At 70.3% G+C, this 21,813-nt stretch carries 20 protein-coding genes and 1 pseudogene; 14 read left to right on the plus strand and 7 right to left on the minus strand.

Annotated elements, in window-relative coordinates:
- Positions 1-125: 125 nt before the first annotated feature.
- The 3 genes from VM681_04690 to VM681_04700 are packed head-to-tail and all read right to left on the minus strand — an operon-like array spanning position 126 to position 2,826.
- Complete coding sequence (locus VM681_04690) at positions 126-1,091, minus strand: lysylphosphatidylglycerol synthase transmembrane domain-containing protein (protein HVL87294.1); 966 nt, start codon at positions 1,089-1,091, stop codon at positions 126-128.
- A gap of 26 nt (positions 1,092-1,117) precedes the next feature.
- Positions 1,118-1,897, minus strand: a complete 780-nt coding sequence (locus tag VM681_04695; GenBank protein HVL87295.1) for a glycosyltransferase family 2 protein — start codon at positions 1,895-1,897, stop codon at positions 1,118-1,120.
- On the minus strand, positions 1,894-2,826 hold the full coding sequence (locus VM681_04700; GenBank protein HVL87296.1) for a GDP-mannose 4,6-dehydratase: 933 nt from the start codon (positions 2,824-2,826) through the stop codon (positions 1,894-1,896). The genes VM681_04695 and VM681_04700 overlap by 4 nt, the downstream gene beginning before the upstream one ends.
- Positions 2,827-2,881: 55 nt before the next feature.
- Here VM681_04700 and VM681_04705 point away from each other — a divergent pair, with 55 nt between their 5' ends.
- From VM681_04705 to VM681_04735, 7 genes and pseudogenes are all read left to right on the plus strand, one after another.
- On the plus strand, positions 2,882-4,039 hold the full coding sequence (locus VM681_04705) for a glycosyltransferase family 4 protein (GenBank protein HVL87297.1): 1,158 nt from the start codon (positions 2,882-2,884) through the stop codon (positions 4,037-4,039).
- A 34-nt stretch (positions 4,040-4,073) separates the two neighbouring features.
- Positions 4,074-5,180 (plus strand): glycosyltransferase family 4 protein, encoded by a 1,107-nt coding sequence (locus tag VM681_04710; protein ID HVL87298.1) that lies wholly within the window; start codon positions 4,074-4,076, stop codon positions 5,178-5,180.
- A gap of 34 nt (positions 5,181-5,214) precedes the next feature.
- Complete coding sequence (locus VM681_04715; protein ID HVL87299.1) at positions 5,215-6,249, plus strand: GHMP kinase; 1,035 nt, start codon at positions 5,215-5,217, stop codon at positions 6,247-6,249.
- On the plus strand, positions 6,242-6,814 hold the full coding sequence (locus tag VM681_04720) for a D-sedoheptulose 7-phosphate isomerase (GenBank protein HVL87300.1): 573 nt from the start codon (positions 6,242-6,244) through the stop codon (positions 6,812-6,814). Before VM681_04715 ends, VM681_04720 begins: the two co-directional genes overlap by 8 nt.
- Positions 6,807-7,370, plus strand: a pseudogene (locus tag VM681_04725) (HAD family hydrolase). Before VM681_04720 ends, VM681_04725 begins: the two are co-directional and overlap by 8 nt.
- The gene (locus tag VM681_04730; GenBank protein ID HVL87301.1) at positions 7,349-8,560 is read left to right on the plus strand and encodes a glycosyltransferase family 4 protein; all 1,212 of its coding nucleotides are present in this window, start codon (positions 7,349-7,351) and stop codon (positions 8,558-8,560) included. Before VM681_04725 ends, VM681_04730 begins: the two are co-directional and overlap by 22 nt.
- Positions 8,557-10,155, plus strand: a complete 1,599-nt coding sequence (locus VM681_04735) for an oligosaccharide flippase family protein (GenBank protein ID HVL87302.1) — start codon at positions 8,557-8,559, stop codon at positions 10,153-10,155. The genes VM681_04730 and VM681_04735 overlap by 4 nt, the downstream gene beginning before the upstream one ends.
- Positions 10,156-10,158: 3 nt before the next feature.
- Here VM681_04735 and asnB read toward each other — a convergent pair whose 3' ends face one another.
- Both asnB and VM681_04745 read right to left on the minus strand, forming a co-directional pair.
- On the minus strand, positions 10,159-12,087 hold the full coding sequence (gene asnB / locus VM681_04740; GenBank protein ID HVL87303.1) for an asparagine synthase (glutamine-hydrolyzing): 1,929 nt from the start codon (positions 12,085-12,087) through the stop codon (positions 10,159-10,161).
- Between the two features lie 6 nt (positions 12,088-12,093).
- Positions 12,094-13,053, minus strand: coding sequence for an NAD-dependent epimerase/dehydratase family protein (locus tag VM681_04745; protein ID HVL87304.1), 960 nt, complete (start codon positions 13,051-13,053; stop codon positions 12,094-12,096).
- Between the two features lie 31 nt (positions 13,054-13,084).
- On the opposite strand from VM681_04745, the gene VM681_04750 reads away from it, so the two are divergent.
- The 7 genes from VM681_04750 (at position 13,085) to glmU (ending at position 21,352) form a co-directional block, all read left to right on the plus strand.
- On the plus strand, positions 13,085-14,149 hold the full coding sequence (locus VM681_04750; GenBank protein HVL87305.1) for a glycosyltransferase: 1,065 nt from the start codon (positions 13,085-13,087) through the stop codon (positions 14,147-14,149).
- Between the two features lie 24 nt (positions 14,150-14,173).
- Positions 14,174-15,046, plus strand: a complete 873-nt coding sequence (locus VM681_04755; protein HVL87306.1) for an SDR family oxidoreductase — start codon at positions 14,174-14,176, stop codon at positions 15,044-15,046.
- A 53-nt stretch (positions 15,047-15,099) separates the two neighbouring features.
- Positions 15,100-15,882 carry a hypothetical protein gene (locus VM681_04760; GenBank protein HVL87307.1) on the plus strand — a complete coding sequence of 261 codons (783 nt, stop codon included), beginning with the start codon at positions 15,100-15,102 and terminating at the stop codon, positions 15,880-15,882.
- Positions 15,879-16,901 (plus strand): formyltransferase family protein, encoded by a 1,023-nt coding sequence (locus tag VM681_04765; protein HVL87308.1) that lies wholly within the window; start codon positions 15,879-15,881, stop codon positions 16,899-16,901. Before VM681_04760 ends, VM681_04765 begins: the two co-directional genes overlap by 4 nt.
- 98 nt (positions 16,902-16,999) lie before the next feature.
- Entirely contained in the window at positions 17,000-18,820 is a 1,821-nt protein-coding gene (gene glmS / locus VM681_04770; protein HVL87309.1) for a glutamine--fructose-6-phosphate transaminase (isomerizing), read from the plus strand.
- The gene (glmM, locus tag VM681_04775) at positions 18,817-20,118 is read left to right on the plus strand and encodes a phosphoglucosamine mutase (protein ID HVL87310.1); all 1,302 of its coding nucleotides are present in this window, start codon (positions 18,817-18,819) and stop codon (positions 20,116-20,118) included. The genes glmS and glmM overlap by 4 nt, the downstream gene beginning before the upstream one ends.
- Before the next feature lie 40 nt (positions 20,119-20,158).
- On the plus strand, positions 20,159-21,352 hold the full coding sequence (glmU, locus tag VM681_04780; GenBank protein ID HVL87311.1) for a bifunctional sugar-1-phosphate nucleotidylyltransferase/acetyltransferase: 1,194 nt from the start codon (positions 20,159-20,161) through the stop codon (positions 21,350-21,352).
- On the opposite strand, the gene VM681_04785 is transcribed toward glmU, so the two are convergent.
- Both VM681_04785 and VM681_04790 read right to left on the minus strand, forming a co-directional pair.
- Entirely contained in the window at positions 21,349-21,573 is a 225-nt protein-coding gene (locus VM681_04785; protein HVL87312.1) for a type II toxin-antitoxin system HicA family toxin, read from the minus strand. The two genes, glmU and VM681_04785, sit on opposite strands and share 4 nt — an antisense overlap.
- On the minus strand, positions 21,570-21,782 hold the full coding sequence (locus tag VM681_04790) for a type II toxin-antitoxin system HicB family antitoxin (protein ID HVL87313.1): 213 nt from the start codon (positions 21,780-21,782) through the stop codon (positions 21,570-21,572). Before VM681_04790 ends, VM681_04785 begins: the two co-directional genes overlap by 4 nt.
- Positions 21,783-21,813 lie beyond the last annotated feature (31 nt).

The raw sequence follows: 21,813 nt of genomic DNA on the forward strand, positions 1-21,813 counted from the left end.
CCCGACGCGACCGAGGTCTACCCGTTCTGGGTCCAGCTCGCCTTCACGGCGGCCTTCGCGCTTCTTGCTTGGGAGGCGTACCGCGCGCTGCGGGAAGAGGAGCCGGCGAAGCCGGCAGCGACGCTTCAGGTTACCGCCGGCGCGTAGGAGCCCGCCGCGCGGTGCACGACGACGTAGGCGCCCGGAAGGTCTGCGAGAACGGTCGTCACGCGGGCCAACAGCGCAAAGGCGAGCGCAAGCGGCAGCGGGGCGCCCAGAAGCGCGAGCACGAGCGTAAGTCCGCTCTCCTGGATGCCAAGGCCGGCCACGCCGACGGGAACGAACGAGAGGGCCGTCACGAGCGGATGGAGGAGGACGAAGACGAGGAAGGGAAGCTCGAGACCCACGGCCTGCCCCACGAGCCACCATTGCGCGCCAGCCAAGAAAAGCCCCGCCACGGACACGGCGAAGATGAGCGGGATCTCCCGCCGGAGCGCGCGCGCCTCCGCCGACATGCCGGCGAAGCGCTCGGCAAGCCCGGAGCCAAGGGGCAGGAACGACAGCACGCGCTTGACCGTTGCCGTGCGGCCGCCCCAGACAAACGCCGTGCCCACGAGCGTCACCGAGGCCAACGCGAGGACGCCGGCCACAAGCGCGGTGCGAAGGCCCGGCTCGACGGGCAAGGTCCAGACTAGGAACGCAACGGCAAGCGCGCCCACCATGACCTTGAGGATGAGCTCGATGGCCTGCGTGCCCGCGACGATCGCAAAGGACTTCTTGGCCGGGACGCCCTCGCGCGCCAGAAGCGGCAGCACGGCGAAGTACCCCACGCGGCCGGGGGTCACGTCGGAGAGGATGAGGCCGGCGAGGTTCACGCCCACGGCGCGGGAAAGCGTGAGGCGGTGGCCCGCGCGGGCGAGCAGGTGCCAAAGCCGAGTCGCGAGCAGGAGACCCACGCACGCCCACGCGCCGATGGCCGCCAGCAGCGGCAGGCCCCTTGCGTCCCCGATCGTGGAGAGGACCTCGGCCGAGCCGATGAGAAGCGCGGCCCACGCCAGGACCACGACCCCAAGGGCCGCCTGCAAGCCCTTCCACAGGAGGTCGCGACGCACGCGGCGCCGAGCGCGCGCACCGGGCTTCAACCCTTCGGGGCGTCGCGGCGCGAGGAAGCGCCGGCGGGCGGGTCGAACTCGCCCGCCTGCATGGCACGGCGGATGCGCCACACGGCGGCAAGCATCCGCGGCCCGTCCCGAAGGACCGAGAAGCCCGAGTCGCGTCCGTGCCGGTAGCCGATGGGGATCTCGCGCAGCCGGAGACCCGCGCGGCGGGCCCGAGCCAGCATCTCGAGGTCCATCTCGTAGCCGAGGAACCGTCGGGGACGCACGAGGTCGAAAACGTCGCGCGGAAATCCCTTGACGCCGCACTGCGTGTCGGCGATGGAGAGCCCGAGGAGGAGATTCACGACGACGTTGAACAGCTTGCTCGGAAGGCGCCGGGTGACCGGAATCCGCTCCACCTGGCTTCGCGGATGCCGCCGCGAGGGAAGGACGACCTGGGTCCCCCCGTCGAGCTCCTTCAGGATCCGGGCGAGCGTGGAGGTGTCGAGGGGAACGTCTGCGTCCAGCATGACGAGGTACCGTCCGCGCGCGCTTGCCGCCGCGGCGGACAAGGCCCCTCCCTTGCCCTTGCGCGCGGGCTCGGCAAAGCCGCGCACGCGGGGGTCGGAGGCGGCAAAGTCCGCGATCACCGCGGGCGTCTCGTCCGTCGAGCCGTCGCCCTGAAGGATCGCTTCCGCGGGGTGACCTTCCTTGGCCGCGCGGTCCAGAAGCTCGAGCAGCCGGTCGCGGTTGTTGAGCAGGTTGCGGCCCTCGTTGCGGCACAGCACCAGCAGCGAGACGGAAGGCTCCCGAACCGTCATGGCGTCCGCGTCCGCTCGTACTCGAGGGTGTCCAGCGCGGTCTGCGCAAGCGGGATGCGGGGCGCGTACCCCGCGTCTCGCGCAAGCTTGCCTGGATCGCCCACGATCACCGACTCGTCGGCCGCGCGCAGGAGCGACGGGTCCTTGCGCGCGGCGATGGGAACGCGGGCTTCCTTGCAGAGAAGGTCCAGCACGTCGCCCACGCGGGTCGCGCGGCCCGTGCACACGTTGTACGCCTCGCCCGGGCGGCCCTTCTCCATCGCCAGGAAGAGCGCCCGCGCCGCGTCGCGCACGTCCGAGAAGTCGCGCCGCGCGTCGAGGTTGCCCACGGCAAGCTCGCCCCCTCCCTCGCGCTCCAGGGCCGCGATCCTCCGGGCGAACTCCGAGAAGACCTGCCAGGCGCCGCCGGGGCCGTTGGCGTTGAACACGCGCGCGCGCACGGTCTCGATGCGGTCCGTGCGCCAGGCCGCGTAGGCCAGGAGGTCCGCGGCGACCTTCGAGACGCCGTACGCCCGCACGGGCGTCTGCGGCCGGTCCTCGCGAAGCGGCATCTCCGACGCCGGCGCCTCGCCGTACTGTGCGCTCGATCCCGCGACGAGGACGCGGGCGGCAACGCCCGTCCGGCGCACCGCGTCGAGCACGTGGACGGTTCCCACGACGTTCACCTGCATCATGCGCGATGGATCCTGCGCCCAAAGCCGGGGGCTCGATTGTCCCGCCAGGTGGTAGATGCGTTCGGGCGCGATGCGGCCGACGAGCGTCTCCACGGCGCCGGCGTCGAGGATCTCCAACGGATGGACCGCGACGCGCGGATCGGGGGAGGGCTTGCTCGACGCCGAGGTCGCGTGGACCTCGTAGCCCTCTTCGGCGAGGCGGCGGCACAGGTGGCTCCCGACGAAACCCGTGCCGCCCGTCACGAGCGCCCGCATGCGGGCGTCGAACGACGGGGGACTTATAAAGGGTTGGCGGGGTAGTCCGGTCTTGATGCGCGTCGTGCACGTCGCCGCCCGATTTCCGCCCGCCGAAGGGGGCGGCGAGCGCCACGTTGCGCGGCTCACAAGCGAGCTTGCGAAGCTTGGCAACGACGTGACGGTCGTCACGACGAAGATGCGGACCGAGGTCCCGCAGGTCCTCGACCCTCGCCTGCCCGACGAGGAATCGGTGGAGGGCGTGCGCGTCGTGCGCGTGCCCATCCGGTCCACGGGAATCCCCGCGTGGGGGTACGGCTTCGAGATCCCGAACCTGCGCGCCCTCGTCGATCGCTTCGTACCCGACGTCGTGCATCTCCATGGCTATGGATACAAATCGTGGGATGCGCTCGTCCGCGATCGCGCCGGCGCGCGATGGAAGGTTGCGCTCACGTCCCACGGGTTCGTGGAGGGTCGGGGGGCGTTTCGCCCGCTCAAAGGACTGTACAACCTCCTCAAAGGACCCGGCACCGTCGGAGCCCTCGACGCGGCCATTGCGCTCACCCCCACGGACGCCGCCACGTTCACCGAGCTTGGCGCTCGCCGCGTCGAGGTGATTCCAAACGGGGTCGAATACGAGCGCTTCGCGCACGCCAAACCGGACCAGGACCTTCTTGCGAAGCTCCGGGTCGACGTCGGACGTTACGTGCTCAACGTGAGTCGGATCGAGAAGGTGAAAGGTCAGGACCTGCTGCTCGAGGCTTTCGCGCGCGCGGCAAGCCCGGAGTCGGGCATCGACCTCGTGCTCGCCGGCGAGGGGACCGCCTCCGACGAGGTACGGGACCTGGCGCGCTCGCTGGGCGTGGACGACCGCGTGCGGTTCGCCGGGCGCCTCTTGGATCCCCAGGTCGCAAGCCTCGTCAAGACGGCGCGCGTCTTCGCGCACACGCCGCGCGAGGAGCCCTTTGGCATCGTGTACCTCGAGGCCATGGCGGCCGAGGTGCCCACGCTTGGCACAAACGTCGGGGGCGTGCCGTTTGCGACGGGCGGCGCGGCGCTTCTCGTGGCGCCCTCGCCACCTGCCATCGCGGAGGGGCTGCACGATCTCCTGACGGACGAGCCGCACCGGGCGCGCCTGATCGGCCGCGGCCGGCACCACGCCAAGGCGCAGACGTGGACCTCCAACGCCGCTCGCGTTCACGCGCTCTACAAGGAGCTGGTCGCGGCTGGTTGATCTCGACATCCAGATCCCGTTCTTCCATCCCTCCGTGGGCGGCGTCGAGCATCGCGTACTCGAGACGGCCCGACTGCTCACCGCGCGCGGGCATCGCGTCGTCGTCCACACCGCCGCGGCTCTTCCGGACCGGCGCCCGCTGCCCGAGGGAGACGAGCCGTTCGGCGGCTTCGAGATCGTGCGCTACCGGCCGGAAGTCTTCCGTGGCACGTTCCGGCTGTTCTACCGCCCTCGGCCGCGTTTCCGCGAGGTGCTGGAGACGCAAGGCTACCCGAGCCCGGTTTCCGACTGGCTGGCCCGTCGCCACCGATCCACGCACGCCCTGACCACGGGGCTCATGGGATCCACGCTCTACCCCGGCCGCCTCACCCATTACCTGGCCCGCATCGCCTACGATCACCTGCGTGGGCTCCCGACGCTCCGCCGGATGGACGCGATCCAGGTGATGACGGCCGACGAGACCCGATGGGCGCGCTCGCACGGCGTTCGCGTGCCCATCGAGGAGATCCCAAGCCCGGCCGACGACAGCGCCTTCGAAGAGTACGACGCGGCTTCCGCCATGCAGAAGCACGGCCTTGCGCGCTACGTTCTCTTCCTCGGGCGCCTGTTCGAGGAGAAGAACCCGCGCCACCTCGTGCAAGCCTTCGAGCGCGTCGCGGCCCGGTTCCCGGAGGTGAAGCTCGTCTTTGTGGGCCCCGACCAAGGCGAGCGGGAGCCCGTGCTCGCGCTCGCGAAGGCCCTGGGCCTGGCGGACCGCGTGGTGACGACGGGCGCCGTGTCGCGCGAGGAGAAGTTCGCCCTCCTCCGCGGGTGCGAGTTCCTCGCGCTTCCAACCGACTACGAAGCGCAGGGCGTCGTCTTCCTCGAAGCCTGGGCGCAGGGCCGCCCGGTCGTCGCCACGCGCGTGGGCGGCGTGCCCTACGTCGTCGACGAGGGCGTGAACGGGCTGCTGCACGAACGGGGAGACATCGGGGGCATCACGCGCGCGATGGAGACGCTGCTTGCGGACCCGGCGCTCTGCCGTCGCATGGGCGAGGCCGGTCGCAAGAAGGCGCAGTCGCAGTACCGCTGGAGCGTCACGATCCCTCGCCTGGAGGCGCTCTACGAGCGCATTCTTGCCGCGCGGCCGGACGCGAGATAAACGGTTATATAACTCGGATCGGCATGGTCACCCGATGCCGCCGGAGGGCGCCCCCAAGCAGCTCATGATCCGGGCCAAGGCCCCTCTGCGGATCAGCTTCGGCGGCGGAGGCACGGACGTGTCGCCGTACATCGAGGAGCGCGGCGGCGTGGTCATCAGCGCGACCGTCAACAAGTACGCCTTCGGCACGCTGCGCCCTCGGCAGAGCGACCCCATCATCCAGATCAAGAGCCTGGATCTCGACGTGGAGGCCCGCTACGAGACGGCCGAGCAGTGGCGGTTCGACGGGAAGCTCGACCTCGTGAAGGCCGTGCTGCAGAACTTCACGCCAAAGCAGGGCTTCGACCTCTTTCTCCACTCGGATGCGCCGCCGGGCTCTGGGCTCGGCTCGTCCTCGACCGTGATGGTTGCGCTCATCGGGCTGTTCAAGCACTGGATGAAGCTCCCGCTCACGCAATACGACGTCGCCGACCTTGCCTACAAGCTCGAGCGCTTGGACCTTGGCATCGAGGGCGGCAAGCAGGACCAGTATGCGGCGGCCTTCGGCGGCTTCAACTTCATCGAGTTCCACAAGGACGCGACGATCGTGAACCCGCTCAAGGTGAGCCGGCAGGTCGTGAACGAGCTCGAGTACCGCTGCATGCTCGTGTACACCGGGCGCACGCGGCTGTCGGCCAACATCATCCGGGAGCAGAAGGAGCGCTTCTCGACCGGCAAGACGACCGACGTGCTCGACCAGACGAAGCAGTTGGCAGTCGACCTCAAGAACGCGCTCTTGCGCGGCAACCTCGACACCTTCGGCTCGTTGCTGCACCAGGGTTGGGAGCTCAAGAAGAACTTCGCGAGCAAGGTCTCAAGCCCGGAGATCGACAAGATGTACGAGGCCGCGCGCGCCACGGGCGCCGTCGGCGGCAAGATCCTCGGCGCCGGCGGCGGCGGGTACCTCCTGCTCTTCTGCGAGTTCGACCGCAAGCACGAGGTGGCCAAGGAGGTGCGATCGCTCGGAGGGGAGCCCACGGAGTTCGCCTTCGAGGAGTCGGGCCTCCAGACGTGGGAGGTCCATGGCTAGCGAAGCGGACGTGCTCGCGCAGATCCAGGCGAGCATCGACGCCAAGGAAGGGCTCAAGGCCAGCGCGCGGCAGATCCTGGCCGTGGCCGACGTCGTCACGCGGAGCCTTCGCAACGGCGGCAAGATGATCATCTTCGGAAACGGCGGGTCGGCCGCCGACGCGCAACACATCGCGGCCGAGCTTTCCGGCCAGTTCTACAACCGAAAGCGGCCGGGGGCGGCCGCTCTTGCAATCACCACGAACACGAGCGCGCTCACCGCGATCGCAAACGACTTCGACTTCGAGACGGTCTTCTCGCGCCAGCTCGAAGGCCTCACCCGGCCCGGCGACGTCGTGATCGGCATCTCCACGTCGGGCAACAGCCCCAACGTGGTGAAGGCCATGGAGACGGCGCGCAAGCTTGGCGCCGTCACCGTCGCCATGACCGGCGCCGGCGGCAAGCTTGCCGGCATGGTCGACCACGCCCTCGTCGTCCCTTCCACCGAGACCCCGCGCATCCAGGAAAGCCACATCCTCATGGGCCACATCCTCTGCCAGATCGTCGAGAAGGACCTGTTCGGTTGAGCACGCCATGACGCGACGTGCCGCCGTCTTTGTCGACCGCGACGACACCCTCATGCGCGACGTGCCCTACTGCTCGCGCCCCGAGGACGTGACGCTCCTTCCCGCGGCGGCGCAAGCCGTGCGCCGCTGGAACGAGGCGGGTCTTCCGGTCTTCCTGGTGACAAACCAGTCGGGCCTCGCCAGGGGCTACTTTGACCGCCCGACGCTCGAGCGGGTCCACGAGCGCCTTCGCGAGCTTCTGGGCAAGGAGGGCGCGCGGCTGGATGCGCTTTACGTCTGCCCGCACGCTCCCGCCGACGCCTGCCCCTGCCGCAAGCCGGAGCCCGGCATGGTCGAGCAGGCGGCGCGCGAGCATGGGATCGACCCTCGGCAAAGCGTGGTGGTGGGCGACCGCATGCTCGACGTGCTTCTTGCCAAGCGGGTGGGGGCGCGGGCCGTGATCGTTCCCTCCGAGCGCGGGCGAGCCGAGCTTGCCCTCGCGGGGCCGCAGGAGCAGCCCGATTTCGTCGCGCCTTCGCTCGCCGAAGCCGCGGAATGGGTCCTCCGGAGGCGATGATGGCGAGGCTTGCGCTTGCGATCCCCACCGATTTGTGGGAGCAGGAGTACGCAAAGATCCCGTACCTTCGCGCCATGCGCCAGGTCGAGCTCGCGCGCGAGGCGGGCCACGAGATCCGGGCGATCGAATGGATCCGCCGCCCGGTGGCGTTGCCCGAGCGGGAGACGCGCGAGGGCGTCGAGGTCGAGCGCCTGTACCTCCGGCCGCCGTCGACGGGCCTGCTCGCGCGCGTCGCGAGCTTTCGGGCGATCACGGATCGGGTCGCCGAGCGTCTCGCCGCGGCGCGGCCGGACGCGATCGTCTGCCACGATCCCGAGCTCCTTCCCGCCTCCGTGCGCGCCAGCCGCCGGACCGGGTCGTTGCTGTTCTACGACGCGCACGAGGACTTCCCCGCCATCGCCGCCGAGAAGAGCGCGCTTGAGGCGGCCGCCTTCCGCTGGATCGAGCGCCGCGCCAGCCGGCGGGCCGACCACGTCTACGTGGTCGCCGACGGCATCCGAGACCGGTTTGCCGCCTGGACCCCGCGCGTGACGACGATCCGCAACGCGAAGCCGCTCGCGCAGACGCGGGTCTCGACGCCCGCGGCCGCCGTGCGCTCCAAGCTCGGCTTTGCGCCGGACGATTTCGTCCTCGCCTTCACGGGAAGCTTCTCGCGCGAGCGGGGGATCGTGGAGGCGATGGAGGCGCTGCGGCACCTTCCGACCGACGTGAAGCTCCTTGCCATCGGCGGCCCGCAGGAGACGCTCGAGGAGCTCCGCGCGCGGGCGGCCTCGCTCGCCGTCGCCTCGCGGGTCGTCTTCACGGGACCCCTTCCGGTTTCCGGCATGTTCGAGGCCCTGCAGGTCGCCGACGCCGGACTCGTGGTCTACCCGCCGCAGATCGCAAAGTACGACCACCAGGCGCCCAACAAGCTCTTCGACTACATGGCCATGGGCCTGGCCATCGTGGCAAGCGACCGTCGGGAGATCCGGCGCACCGCGATCGATCCCGGCCTTGCGCTTGGCATCCCCGACATCGAGCCCCGCACGGTCGCAAACGCCGTGGCGCGTTTGCGCGACGACCCGGCGACGCGCCGCGACATGGGCCGCCGGGCGCGCCTTGCCTTCGAGCGCGAGCACTGCTGGGAGCGCCAGCGGGAGCGGCTGCTTGCCTCCCATCCGTTCTGGCGCGGCGAGGGGGCGCCCGCGTGATCGCGCGCAAGGCGATCGTGGTCTTCGCAAACACGATCCTCGGCGGCATCCTTGGCTACGTCGCGCTCAAGGTCGTGGCGCTGGAGATGGGCCCCGCGTTGATGGGGCAGGTCCTGTACGCCATGGGAATCCTCTACTTCATCCAGCTCCTCACCGACCTCGGCTTCCAGCCGGCGCACGTCAAGGCCGTTTCGTCGGGCGAGGACGTGGGCGACGCGCTGGCGACGTACTGGTGGGCGAAGCTCGCCCTCTCGCTTGTCGTCACGGCGGGCGCGCTGGCCTGGATCGCGTTCCAGACAAACGTCCTGTCGATCCCGTTCGTATCGACCTCCATCGGCGTCATCCTCGCCGTGCTCGTGCACGCGTTCTTCCAGAACCTCCGCCAGGCGTACATCGTCACCTTCGACGGCCTCCAGCGGACCGCCACCACGCAGACCATCATCTTCGCCGAGCACATCTCGCGGGTTCCGCTTGCCATCCTCGCGGCCCTGCTGTTCGCCGGCGCGCACGGTTCGGGGCCGCTCCTTGGCGTCGCGCAATCGCTACCCGAAGGCGTCGTGCGCTGGATCGCCGACAACGGAGCGCTGCTGTACGCGGGAAGTTTCGTCGGCGGCACGTTCGTCTCCTGGGCCCTTGCCGCCGCGTACCGCGAGCGCTCGCTTCCGCGCGGCCGCCCGCAGCGGCGGATCGTGCAGGACTACTGGCGCTTTGCCCGACCCATCCTGGCCGTGAGCCTCGTCGGCGCCGTCTCGTTCAGCACGGATCGCCTGATGCTCGGCTTCTTCTGGGGCGACGTGGACGTCGGGCAGTACGGCGCCGCCATCCAGGTCGCCGTGCTGCTCGTGAGCCTGGCCGCCGGCGTGGCGCTCCTCGTGTTCCCCGCCGTCTCGGCCGCCATCTCGGAGGGCGACTGGCCGCGCGTCACGCGGCTCTCGGCCGAATCCGTGCGGTACACGTCGATGGCGCTTGTGCTTCCCATCGTCTTCCTCGCCGTCTTCGCCCCGCACGTGATTCGTGTCGTCTTGAGCGACGCGTTCCTCGACGGCGGCCCCGCGCTCGTGGTCTTGGCGCTTACGCAGCTCGTCGTCGCCCTGGGTGGAATCTTCCTCTCGATCGGCCTTGGCCTCGGACGGCCCGGCCGCGTGAGCGCCGTCAACCTGTTCATCTTCACGTCGAACATCGTGCTCAACCTCGTGCTCATCCCCACGAGCCTGTTTGGCCTCCCGCTCCTTGGGCTCAAGGGGCTGGGCGCGGCGTACGCCACGTTCTCCGCCAACCTCGTGGGCATGTTCCTGTTCGCCTACGTCGCGCGCGACGCCGTGGGAACGGCGTGGATCCGCCCGATTGCCAAGCACGTAGCCGCCGGCGCCCTCGTCGGCGCGGGAGCGTGGCTTGCCCTTGGGTCGCTGGCAGCCGGATCGCTCGGGGCCCTTGCGTTGGCGGCGATCGCGCTTGCGATGCTCGGCGCCTACCTTGGCCTGCTTGCGCTCCTTCGCGAGTTCGGCCGGGCGGAGGCAGCGATGGTCGTCGCCACGCTCCACCCGCGCGCCCTTCGAAGCTACGTCTCCGGCGAGCTCGAGAGCGTGCGGCGCTGATCCTCAAGCGCCCGGGAAGAAGTGCCGCCCTTCGAGCCGGGGACGAACGACGTCGTCCTGCTCAAAGTAGATCTTGTGCCACACCTCGAAGGCGAGCATCTTCCATGCGAGGAGGTAGTGCGGCGAAAGCTCCGGCCGCAGGGGGATTCCAAGGAGCCGCTTCACGAACGAGCGGTCGAAGTAGCCGTCGCGGACCAGGGCGCCGCGCGGCAAGAGGTCCAAGGCCGCCGGCAGCACCTCGTCGCGGTACGAGGACAGGACGTTGGGCGAGAAACCCTGCTTGGGCTTGGCCAGCGTTTCCTTGGGAAGCCAGGGCGCGACCGCCTTCCGCAGCAGGTACTTGCCCTCGCCGTCGCGCCACTTGAGCGCGTGCGGCACCGTGAGCGCGAACTCCGCAAGCTCGGCGTCGAGGAAGGGCACGCGGTTCTCCAGCGAGAAGGCCATCCCCGTCGCGTCGTCCACGGGAAGGAAATCGTACACCATGCGAAGCTCGAGGTCCGTGCGCATGACCTGCGTCGTCGGACGCTCGCGCCGGGTGAAGTACGGCCGCAGGACCGAGAGGACCTCCTCCTGCGTCCTGCCGCGCAGGCGTGGACCGTACATGCGCGCCAGCATCTCGTCGTCGTACACTTCGTCGACGTTGTAGATGAGCGAGTACGCCGCCGCGGGATCGTCGATTGTGGCGTCGTGACGCGCGTTGCGGATGCGGTCGTACCCCTCGACCGGATCGGCGGCGATCAGCCGCGTCCTCAGCGCCGCCGCCTGCCGGGCGACGGCGTCCCGCGCCGCCGCCGAGAGCCGTCGCCGGCGCGCTGCGTGCTTCTCCATGAACTCGTAGCGGAACCCGTAGCCGCCGAAGAGCTCGTCCCCGCCCAGCCCGTTCTGCACGACCGTGACCGACCGCGCGGCCGCCTGCGCGAGGTAGAAGGGATACAGGTTGCGCCGCGGGGCGTCGAGATGCCAGACCATCCGCGGAAGGTCGCGAAGCAGGCTTGCGTGGACGAGCCGCTCCTCGTGCCGCGTGCCGAAGGCCTCCGCGACGCGCCGGGCGTCCGCGAACTCGTCGTTGGGCTCGCCAAAGCCCATGCTGAAGGTGTGGAGCGGCTCCTTGCTCTGCTGGGCGGCAAGCGCGACAAGCGTGCTCGAATCCAAGCCGCCGGAGAGGTAGAATCCGACGGGAACGTCCGCGATCCGGTGCCGGGCCACGGCGGCGCGCAGCAGGCGCCGGAGGATCGCAACGGCCGCGGACTCCGTGTAGGGGCGCGGACGATACGACGGTCTCCACCACCGCGTGACCGTGTGGCCGCGAGCGTTCACGCGGACGTAGGAGCCCGGCGGCACGGACCGGATGCCTGCAAACAGCGTGCGGTCGAGGGGCACGTACCGCAGGTTGAGGTACTGGTGAAGGGCCAGAGGGTCGATCTTCCGCTCCACCCCGGCCGCCAGGAGGGCCTTCACCTCGCTTGCGAACAGGAACGTGCCATCGGGGCGCCGCGCGTAGTACAGCGGCTTGATGCCGAAGCGGTCGCGCGCCAGGAGCAGCTCCTTGCGCTGCCGATCGTACAGCGCGTAGGCGAACATGCCGTTGAAGCGATGGAGCGCCCGCTCGCCCCATTCCTCGTGGCCGTGCAGGATGACCTCGGTGTCCGTGCGCGAGACGAATCGGTGGCCCGCCTTCTCGAGCGCGGGCCGAAGGTCCTGGAAGTTGTAGATCTCACCGTTGTGGACAAGGACGAGACGGCCCTCCTCGTCGAACATCGGGTTGCGGCCGGCCCGCGAGAGATCGATGATGGCAAGGCGACGGTGGGCAAGCCCCGCGCGGCCCTCCGTGAAGAAGCCGTCCCCGTCGGGCCCCCGGTGCGAGAGCGCCCGCGCCATGGTCGCAAGCGTTCCACGGTCGCCTTCGCCGAAGTATCCCGCGATCCCGCACATGCCGCCTCAGGGTTGCGCCGCCGCCGTCCTGCGGAGCCCCTCCTCCAACGGCAGGAAGGGAAGCTCCCCGAAGGTCTTGTGGAGCTTTCGCGTGTCGGCCGAGAAGTTCGTGATCTCCCCCGGTCGCGGCGGCTTGCGCTCGACGACGGCGGGACGGCCGGCGACCTTCGCGCACAGGTCCACGACCTCCTGCACCGTGGCAAGCCGCCCCGTCCCGAGGTTGTAGACGCCCGTGCGCGAGGGCCCGGTCGCGGCGCGGACCAGCATCTCGGCCACGTCCTCCACGAAGATGAAGTCGCGCGCGGCCGAACCGTCGCCGAAGATCGTCACCGGCTCGCCGCGACGCACCTTGTCGAGGACGACGGGAATGAGCGCGCCGCTCTGCGGCGTCTGTCCGGGGCCGTACACGTTGAAGAACCGGAAGACGACGGGCTCGATCTTGAAGAGCCGCTCGTAGACGCGAAGGTATTGCTCGACGGCAAACTTAGCCACGCCGTAGGGCGTCTGGGGGTCGACGGAGTGTTCCTCGTCGACGGGGTTGTAGCGTGGCGTCCCGTACAGCGACGAGGCCGACGAGAATACGATGCGGGAGATGCCCTGCGCGCGAGCCGCGTCGAAGATCGAAAGCGAACCCTCGACGTTGACCTTCGCGTTCGTCCGAGGATCGGCGAGGCTTGCCGTGAGGGAGTGCGCTGCGAGATGGACGACCGCGTTGCATCCGCGTAGGGCTTGCTCGATCCTCGGCCGGTCCAGCACGTCCGCCTGCACGTAGGGGCGCGAGCCCCCGAACGGGTCGGGCACCACGTCGATGGCCGTCGACGCGAGGCCCTGCTGATCCAGCCGACGGAGCAATGCGCGCCCGACGAAACCGGCGGCGCCGAATACGGCGACGTGCATGGTTTTGGCGTAGCCCGTTCCCGCAAATATAGCTGCTGGAGCCGGACGGAGCGCGGACGCTTTCTCCATAGGATTAAGCGGAGCAAGTCGATCCCCGCGCGTGCGGATCCTCCACGCGCCGGCGGTCGTCGGCGGCAACGCATGGACGCTTTCGCGCGCCGAGCGGCGGCTGGGCCTCGACAGCCGCGTCGCGCTGGCCGTGCCCAACGCGTTCGGCTACCGCCACGACGACCTCGTCGTGGCCGACGGTGACGGCGCGCTCGCCCGCCTGGCGAAGCTCTCCCGCTACGCGTGGCGCGCCGCCCGCACCTACGACGCCTTCCACTTCAACTATGGCCACACGTTGTTGGACTTTCCGCAGCGCGGGTTGGACCTCCTCGACCTTCCGCTGTTCCGGGCCACGGGAAAGCCCCTTGTCGTCACGTTCCAGGGATGCGACGTCCGTCCGGGCGTGCCGGACCTCTCGCACGGGCAGCGCGGATGCCCCGACTGCGACCCGCGCTGGAACGCCGGCAAGGCGCGGCGCGCCCGCCGGATCGCCAAAGCGGCCTCCACGATCTTCTGCCTCAACCCCGACCTCTTGACGCTCGTCCCCGGCGAATTCCTACCCTACACGGCCGTGGAGCCGTCCGAATGGACGCCCGCGCCGCCGCGCGAGGACGGCGGTCCCGTGCGCATCCTGCACGCGCCCAGCAACCGGGCCTTCAAGGGCAGCGACGTCATCGAGGCGGCCGTCCATCGCCTCGCCAAGCGGCGGCCCATCGAGTACGTGCTCGTCGAGAAGGTTCCCCACGCCCGCGTCCGCGCGCTCTACGAAAGCGCCGACATCGTCGTGGACCAAGTTCGCGTCGGCTGGTACGGCGGCCTTGCCGTGGAGGCCATGGCGCTCGGGAAGCCCGTGCTCGCCTACATCCGCGAGGCCGACCTCGAATTCGTCCCCGACGACTTCGCGCGCGACCTGCCGATCGTGCGCACGACGCCGGAATCGATCGAGCGCGACCTCGAACGGCTCGTCGACGCGCCCGACGAGCGCCGACGCGTTGGCGAGCGCTCGCGCCGCTTCGTCGAGCGCCACCACGATCCGACGCGGATCGCCCGCCGCGTCGCGAAGGCGTACGGCTTCTGGCCGCCGGCGGAAGCCGCGCCGCCTGCGCAAACGTTTTGAGCCGCCCGCGCCTTGGCGCGCGGCATGGAGACCGTCCTCGTCACGGGCGCCAACGGCCACCTTGGCCGATGGATCGCCGAGGACCTCGCGCGCGACTCGGACGTGCTCGCCCTCGTCCGCCGCCCGGAGCCCGCCCCCGGACGCGTCGTCCTCCACGATCTCGCTTCCGACGCTCCCGTCGAAGGCTCGTTCCACGCCGTCGTGCACGTCGGGGGCGAGACCGACGTGCGCCGGTGCCAGGAGCAGCCGCTCCTTGCGACGCGCGCCAACGTGGGCGGCACCGTGAAGCTGCTGGAGGCGGCGCGGGCGGCCGGCGCCCGGAAGTTCGTGTACGTCTCCACGGGCACGGTCTACGCTCCCACGGACGGCCCCGTTTCGGAAGACTTTCCCGTCCGGCCCCGCGACGTGTACTCGCTCACGAAGCTCCAAGCCGAGGAAGCGTGCCGGTACTACTCGCAGTTCTTCCCCGTCGTCGTGCTGCGCTATTTCTTTCCCTACGGTCCCCGGACGCATCCCGGCCGCCTTGTGAACGCGGTGCTCTCGCGCGTGCGCGAAGGCCGCGAGGTTCTTCTCCATCAGGAGGGCCGGCCGCGCGTGAATCCAATCTTCGTCGAGGACCTTGTCGCCGCCACGCGCTTTGCGCTCGAAAGCGACCTCCCCGGCTTCACGTTGCTGAACGTCGCCGGCGAGGAGCGCGTGGACATTCCCACGATCGCGCGCACGATCGGGGACCTGCTCGGGGTCGCACCCCGCTTCCGCGAGACAGGCGAGCGGCCGACGGACGTCCTCGCGGACGTTGCGCGGCTGCGAAAGCTCGGGTTCTCCCCGAAGTTCGACCTGCGCCGGGGTCTCGCGCGCACGCTTGCGCTCGACGCGGCCGGCGCCCCGCCTCGCTGAAGGCCGCCCGAACCGGGCCCCTTATATCGAAACCGGCGCTTCCCCGCCGCGAAATGACCGGCCCCTCGGCCAGCGCCGGCCCGAAATGGGAGTTCACCTACGCGGGGCTTCGCCGATTCCTTTCGCATCTCAAGGCGACCGCGCCGATGTCCACGTTCTCCGATTGGGACGGCGCAAACGTCGTCCTCCTTCGCCACGACGTGGACGCCGACCCGGTGCGCGCCGTTCCGGTGGCGCGCCTGGAGGCGGAGCTTGGCGTGCCGGCGACGTTCTTCTTCATGGTCTCGAACCCGGCCTACAACGTGATGAGCGCCGTCCACCGCGACGCGATCGCCGCCATCGCCGGCATGGGCTTCGAGATCGGCCTCCACTTCGACCCGTCGGCGTACCCCGACACGGGCGCCTCGCCCGTCCGCGCGCGCGCCGACGCCGAGGCCGCCGTGCTCGCGACGATCGGCGGGCGGCCGGTCCGCTCCATCAGCATCCACAACCCTTCCGTGCACGGGCGCTTCGACTCGATCGAGGGCTACCGCAACGCGTACGATCCCCGCATCTTCGCGCCGGACCGGTACGCCTCGGACTCGCGCATGATCTTGCGGCACGACCTGTACGAGTTCTCGCAGCGCGTCCGGGAGCATCCCGTCCAGATCCTGCTGCACCCGTTCCACTTCACGGACGCCGGCGATGAATATTCATCGCTGGCCTGCGGGCTTGCCTTGGACGTCTTGCGCCGCGTGGACGGCGCCTTCCGCGTGAACGGCGCGTGGGCCGAGGCGGTGAAGCCCGACCTGGTCGAGCACCTGCGACGCCGCTTGGGCGAGGGCAAGGCCCCATGAAGACGTACGCTCTCTGCACGCTCTCGACGGGGCTCGATCCCCTGCGCCAAATCGCCGGGCAGGTCCCGCTTGCCGGCGCGATCGGCCTCACGCGGCGCCCGCCGACGGACGCCATCTCCGGCTACACGTACGTGGGCGACGCGTGCGAAGGGCTGGGGCTGCCCTTCGTGCCCGTGGAGCGCTACGCGCTCGACGATGCCGAGGACCGACGCCGCCTCCTTTCGCTGGACGTGGACCTGCTCCTCGTCCTCGGCTGGCAGCGGCTCCTGCCGGACTGGCTCCTGCAGCATTGCCGCGTCGGCGCGATCGGCAACCACGGAAGCGCCTACGGGATCGCCGGGGGACGGGGGCGATCGCCCCAGAACTGGGCGCTGCTTCTCGGGGAGCGGCGCTTCGAGATTTCGATCTTCTTCCTCGAGCCGGCCGTCGACTCGGGCCGCGTGATCGACACGCGCTCGTTCGACCTCACCGAGCACGACGACATCCGCACGTCGTACCGGAAGGCCGGCCGTTGCGTGGCCGACATGATCGTGGACAATCTCAAGAACGGCAGGATCGCGGCCCGGGAGGGGCGCGCCCAGCACGGTCCGGCGCGGTACCTTCCGCAGCGCCTGCCGGAGGACGGCGAGATCGATTGGCGCCGAACCACGCGGGAGCTCCACGACTTCGTCCGCGCGCTCACGCGGCCGTATCCGGGCGCGTTCAGCCGCTTCGACGGCGGCACGGTCTCGATCTGGGGCGCGCAGCCGTTCTCGTCCGAGCGAGGCTCGGCGGAGCCGGGGCGCGTGGTCGAACGCTTCGAATCGGGCGAGCTCCTCGTCGCCACCGGCGACGGTCTCCTCCTCGTGACCGATTACACAGCGGAGCCCGCCGACGCTTCGACGCGCGTGCGGGCGGGGGTTCGTCTCGCCTCGTGCGATTTCCGAGCCCAGATGCGCGCCATCGTGGAGCGCCACCGCCGCAAGCATCCCGACCTGCCGCTTGCCGAGCCGATCCTCCGCCTGGCCGGCATGGCGTGACGGTCGCGGGCGCACGAGGACGCCGGCTTTATAATGGGCGATGGCCTCCTTTGACGCGCGGCGGCCGGACGTCGGCGTCGCGAGCGCTCGGGACGACCATGTGCGGAATCGTCGGCTACTGCGGGGCGCGGACGGCGGCCCCCATCCTCTATCGCGGCTTGCAGCGGCTGGAGTACCGCGGCTACGATTCGGCCGGCGTCGCCGTGGCCACCGACGACGGCTTCCGCGTCGCCCGGGCCAAGGGACACGTCTCGGGGCTCTCGGCCAAGCTCCCGCCGGAAGGGAACTGGGGACTTGGCCACACGCGCTGGGCTTGCCGTGCGTCGCCCAGCGAGCACAACGCGCACCCGATCGCCTCGTGCGACGGCCGCGTGGTCGTCGTCCACAACGGCATCATCGAGAACCACGACCGGCTGCGCCGCGAGCTGTCGGGCCGCGGGCACCGTTTCGCGACGGAGACCGACACGGAGGTCGTCGCCCACCTCCTCGAGGAGGAGGTCAGGCGCGCCAAGCTCGCCGAGGCGCTTCTCGCGACCGTCGAGCGGCTGGAGGGCAGCTACGCCCTCGTGGCCGCAAGCGCGCGCGAGCCGGGCACGCTCGCCTGCGCCCGCATCGCCTCGCCTCTCGTGCTGGGCCTGGGCGAGGGCGAGAACTTCGTGGCAAGCGACGTGGCGGCCTTCCTCGACTCGACGCGGCGGGTGGCGTACCTGGGGGAGGGCGAGCTTGCGACGGTGACGCGGGATTCTGTCCGCGTGTTCGACCGCAAGGGCCGCCCCGTGTCGCCGGCCGTGGAGACGGTGGCTTGGTCGCTCGCCGACGCCGAGAAGGGCGGGTTCGAGCACTTCATGCTCAAGGAGATCCACGAAACGCCCCGCGCCATCGCCGACGCCCTGCTCGGCCGCGCGAGCCTGCTTGCCGAGGGCCGCCTTGCGGCCGACGCGGGACAGCTTCTCGACTGGTACGAGTACGATCGCCTGCTCATGGTCGCCTGCGGAACGAGCTACCACGCGGGTCTCGTCGGCCGGCGGTTCTTCGAGACGATCGCCAAGCTTCCCGTCGACGTTGAGCTTGCAAGCGAGTTCCGGCTGCGCCCCGACATCCCGGTTCCCCGCTGGGGGGCCATCGCCATCACGCAAAGCGGCGAGACCGCCGACACGCTTGCCGCCATGAAGAAGGCCCGAACGGAGGGGTACCGCATCCTCACGCTTGCCAACGTCGTCGGCTCCACGGCGACGCGGCTCTCCGAGGGGACCTTCCTCACGCGCGCGGGACCCGAGGTCTCCGTCGCCGCCACGAAGTCGTTCACGAACCAGATCGTGAGCCTGGCGCTCCTTGCCGTCCACGCCGGCCACGCGCGGGGCCGCCTGGGTCCCTCGGAGGTTCGCCGGCTCTCGTCCGAGCTTGCGGCCCTCCCGCGCTTTGTGCAATCGGTCATCGACGCGGCCCCGGGCATCCGGGACCACGCGTCGCTCGTCGCGCAGGCGCAAAGCTGCTTCTTCATCGGCCGCGGCTCGTGCCACGCGATCGCGCTCGAAGGCGCCCTCAAGCTCAAGGAGATCAGCTATGTGCACGCGGAAGGCTTCGCCGCCGGCGAGCTCAAGCACGGGCCGCTTGCGCTCCTCGACGAGCGCACGCCCGTCGTGGCGCTTGTTCCGCCCGACGCGACGCGCTCGCTCGTTCTTGCCAACGTCGGCGAGATCCGCGCCCGCGACGCGCCGGTCCTCGTGGTGTGCGAGGAGGGCGACCGCGAGGCGGCCGACGCCGGCGACCGCGTCCTCACCGTGCCCGCGGCCGACCCGGCCGTGTTCCCGGTGACGGCCAACGTGGCGCTTCAGCTTCTCGCCTACCACGCCGCGCGCGCGCTCTCGCGACCCATCGATCGCCCGCGGAACCTGGCGAAGTCGGTGACGGTCGAATGAGGTTCGGATCGAGCGGGATCCGGGGTGCGGTGGGACGCGAGATCACGCCCGAGCTTGCCCTTCGGCTGGGCCGGGCCGTGGGAACGCTGCACCGACGGATCCTCGTGGCGCGCGACACGCGCACCTCCGGGCCCATGCTCTCGCAGGCGCTTGCCGCCGGCGCACTTTCCTCGGGAGCCACCGTCGCGGATGCGGGCGTCGTTCCGACGCCAAGCCTCGCCTTCGGCACGTCCGGCTACGACGCAGGCGTCATGGTGACGGCAAGCCACAATCCGGCGACGGACAACGGATTCAAGGTCTGGCTCCCCGGCGGACGCGCCGCCGACGCCGCGCGGCGGCACGAGATCGAAACCTTGCTTCCCTCGCCGGCCGGCAGCGTCCCATGGATGCGCGTGGGCCAGCTTCACCTGGACCCCTCCTGCCACGAGCGGCATCTTGGGGCCCTCGTGGATCGCGTGCGGCCCGCGCGGCACGTCAAGGTCGTCGTCGATTGCGCCAACGGGGCGGCGCACGCCTTCACGCCCGAGCTGCTGCGCCGCATGGGCTGCGAGGTCGTCGCCTTGAACGCGCAGCCCGACGGGGCCTTTCCCGGCCGCGAGCCCGAGCCGCTGCCGGAGCACCTCTCGGACCTTCGCAAGGCCGTCGTCGCGACGGGCGCGGCCTGCGGCGTCGCGCACGACGGGGACGCCGACCGCGCCGTCGCCGTCACGGAGAGAGGCGACGTCGTGCCCGGCGACGCGCTCCTTGCCCTCCTCGCCCGTCGGTCCGGCGCGCGGTCCGTCGTGGTCCCCGTGGACACGAGCCTCGCCGTGGACGACGCGCTGCCAGGCGCGACGATCCACCGCACCCGCGTGGGCGACGCGTTTGTCTCGGAGGAGATGACGCGTACGGGATCGGGATTCGGAGGCGAGCCGTCGGGCGCCTACATCTTTCCCGAGATCTCCTTGTGTCCCGACGGGCCGCACGCGGCGGCGCTTGTGTCCGCGATCGCAAGCGAGGGCTCGCTTGCGCAAGCCGTCGCGGAGCTCCCCTCCCACCCGGTCCACCGGATCTCCATCCGCGCGCCCCGCGAGCGGATCGCCGCCGCCCTGCCGACGCTGGCGGCGGAGCTTTCGACGTGGGGAACGACGTCCACGGTGGACGGCGTCCGCGTCGAGACGAAGGACGGCTGGGTGCTCGTCCGGGAGAGCGGAACCGAGCCCAAGGTCCGAATCACGAGCGAAGCCCGAAGCGACGAGGCCGCGCGGGCGCAGCTCGACCGCGCCGCCACGCTTGTGCGCCGGATCCTTGGCGCCTAGCGGGCGACCGTTTATTAGGCCCGGCGGCCCTGCGAAGCCGATGCCTCCGCGCGCCGTCGTCATCGCCGCCGGCGAGGGAAAGCGCATGCGCCCCCTCACGGCCACGCGGCCCAAGTGCATGCTGCCCGTAGCCAATCGCCCGTTGCTCGAATTTCCGATCGCCGTGCTCGCGAGCGCGGGCGTGCGCGACGTCACCATCGTCGTGGGCTACCAGGCGCACGTGGTGCGGCAGCGCATCGGCAGCGGCAAGGCCCTCGGGATCGACGTGATCTACGCCGAGCAGGCGGAGGCGCTTGGGACCGGCGACGCCGTGCGCGCGGCCGCGCCCTTTGCCGGCGAAACGATCGTGGCAAACGGGGACGTCATCCTGCCGCACGACGCCGTGGAGCGCCTGCTGCGCGCCAAGGGCAACGCGATCGCGGCGGTCGAAGTGCCCGACGCGCGACCGTACGGCGCGCTCCGGGTCTCGGGCGGCACCCTGCGAGGCATCGAGGAGAAGTCGCCGGATCCCCCCTCGAATCTGGTGAACGCGGGCCTCTACAAGCTCACGCCCTCGGCGCTCTCGCATCTCGACCGGATCGGCCGCAGCCCGCGCGGCGAGCTTGAGCTCACGTCGGCGGTGAACGCCGCCGTCGAGGCGGGGGAACCCGTCCACGTCGTGCGCCTCCAAGGCCCCTGGATGGACCTCGGGCGGCCGTGGGACCTCCTGTCGGCCAACGAGCGGCTTCTTGCAAACCTCCGCGACGACCGCGCGCAGGCCACGATCGAGCCTGGCGTGACGATCCACGGCAACGTCCAGATCGGCAAGGGAACCATCCTTCGCGCGGGAACCTACGTGCAGGGCCCCGTCGTGATCGGGGACGAATGCGACATCGGGCCCAACTGCTACCTTCGCGCCTCGACCGTGATCGGCAACCGCTGCCGCGTGGGGAACGGCGTCGAGATCAAGAACTCGCTCCTCATGGACGGCACGCACGTGGGCCACCTCTCGTACGTGGGCGACTCGGTGCTCGGCCACGACGTGAACTTCGGCGCCGGCACGATCACGGCCAACCTGCGCCACGACGGCCACACCATCGCAGCCAGCCATCCCGACGGCCGCGTCGACACCGGGCGGCGCAAGTTCGGCTGCGTCTGCGGCGACGGAGTCCACACGGGAATCAAGACGGCCCTGAACGTCGGCGCGGTGCTGCAGGCCGGGGCTACGACGAAGCCGGGAGAGGTCGTGGGCTAGAGGGTTTGAAGGAACTCGTCGGACGATATCCCTGCATCGTCCAAGATACGGCGCAGAAGACCGACTTTGATGTCCCGGCTCGGATGAACTGGAACGATGACGGTTCGGCCGTTTGCGTGGCGAAGCTTGACGTGGCTTCCCCGCTGCGAGACGAGGTGAAAGCCGAATCCGCCCAGAGCGCGCAGCGGCTTCCGCGCCGGAACCGGGCGAAGCCCTGTCAAACCGAGACCTCGACGTCTTCGACCGCAACGAACTGGGGTAGACGATCGGGCACTTCCTCGTCTTCGAGGTAGAGCGCGATCGCTTCCTTCACGTTGCTTCGAAGCTCGTCGAGCGTTTCGCCTTGCGTGTGGCAGCCTGGAAGACCGGCTACGGACGCGACGTATCCGCCGTCCGGATCCTGCTCGATGATGACCTTGAACCGGCGCATCATCGGAGCAAGAGTGGACTCCGCGCTATAA

The sequence above is a fragment of the Candidatus Thermoplasmatota archaeon genome (assembly GCA_035541015.1).
Taxonomy (GTDB): Archaea; Thermoplasmatota; SW-10-69-26; order JACQPN01; family JAIVGT01; genus DATLFM01.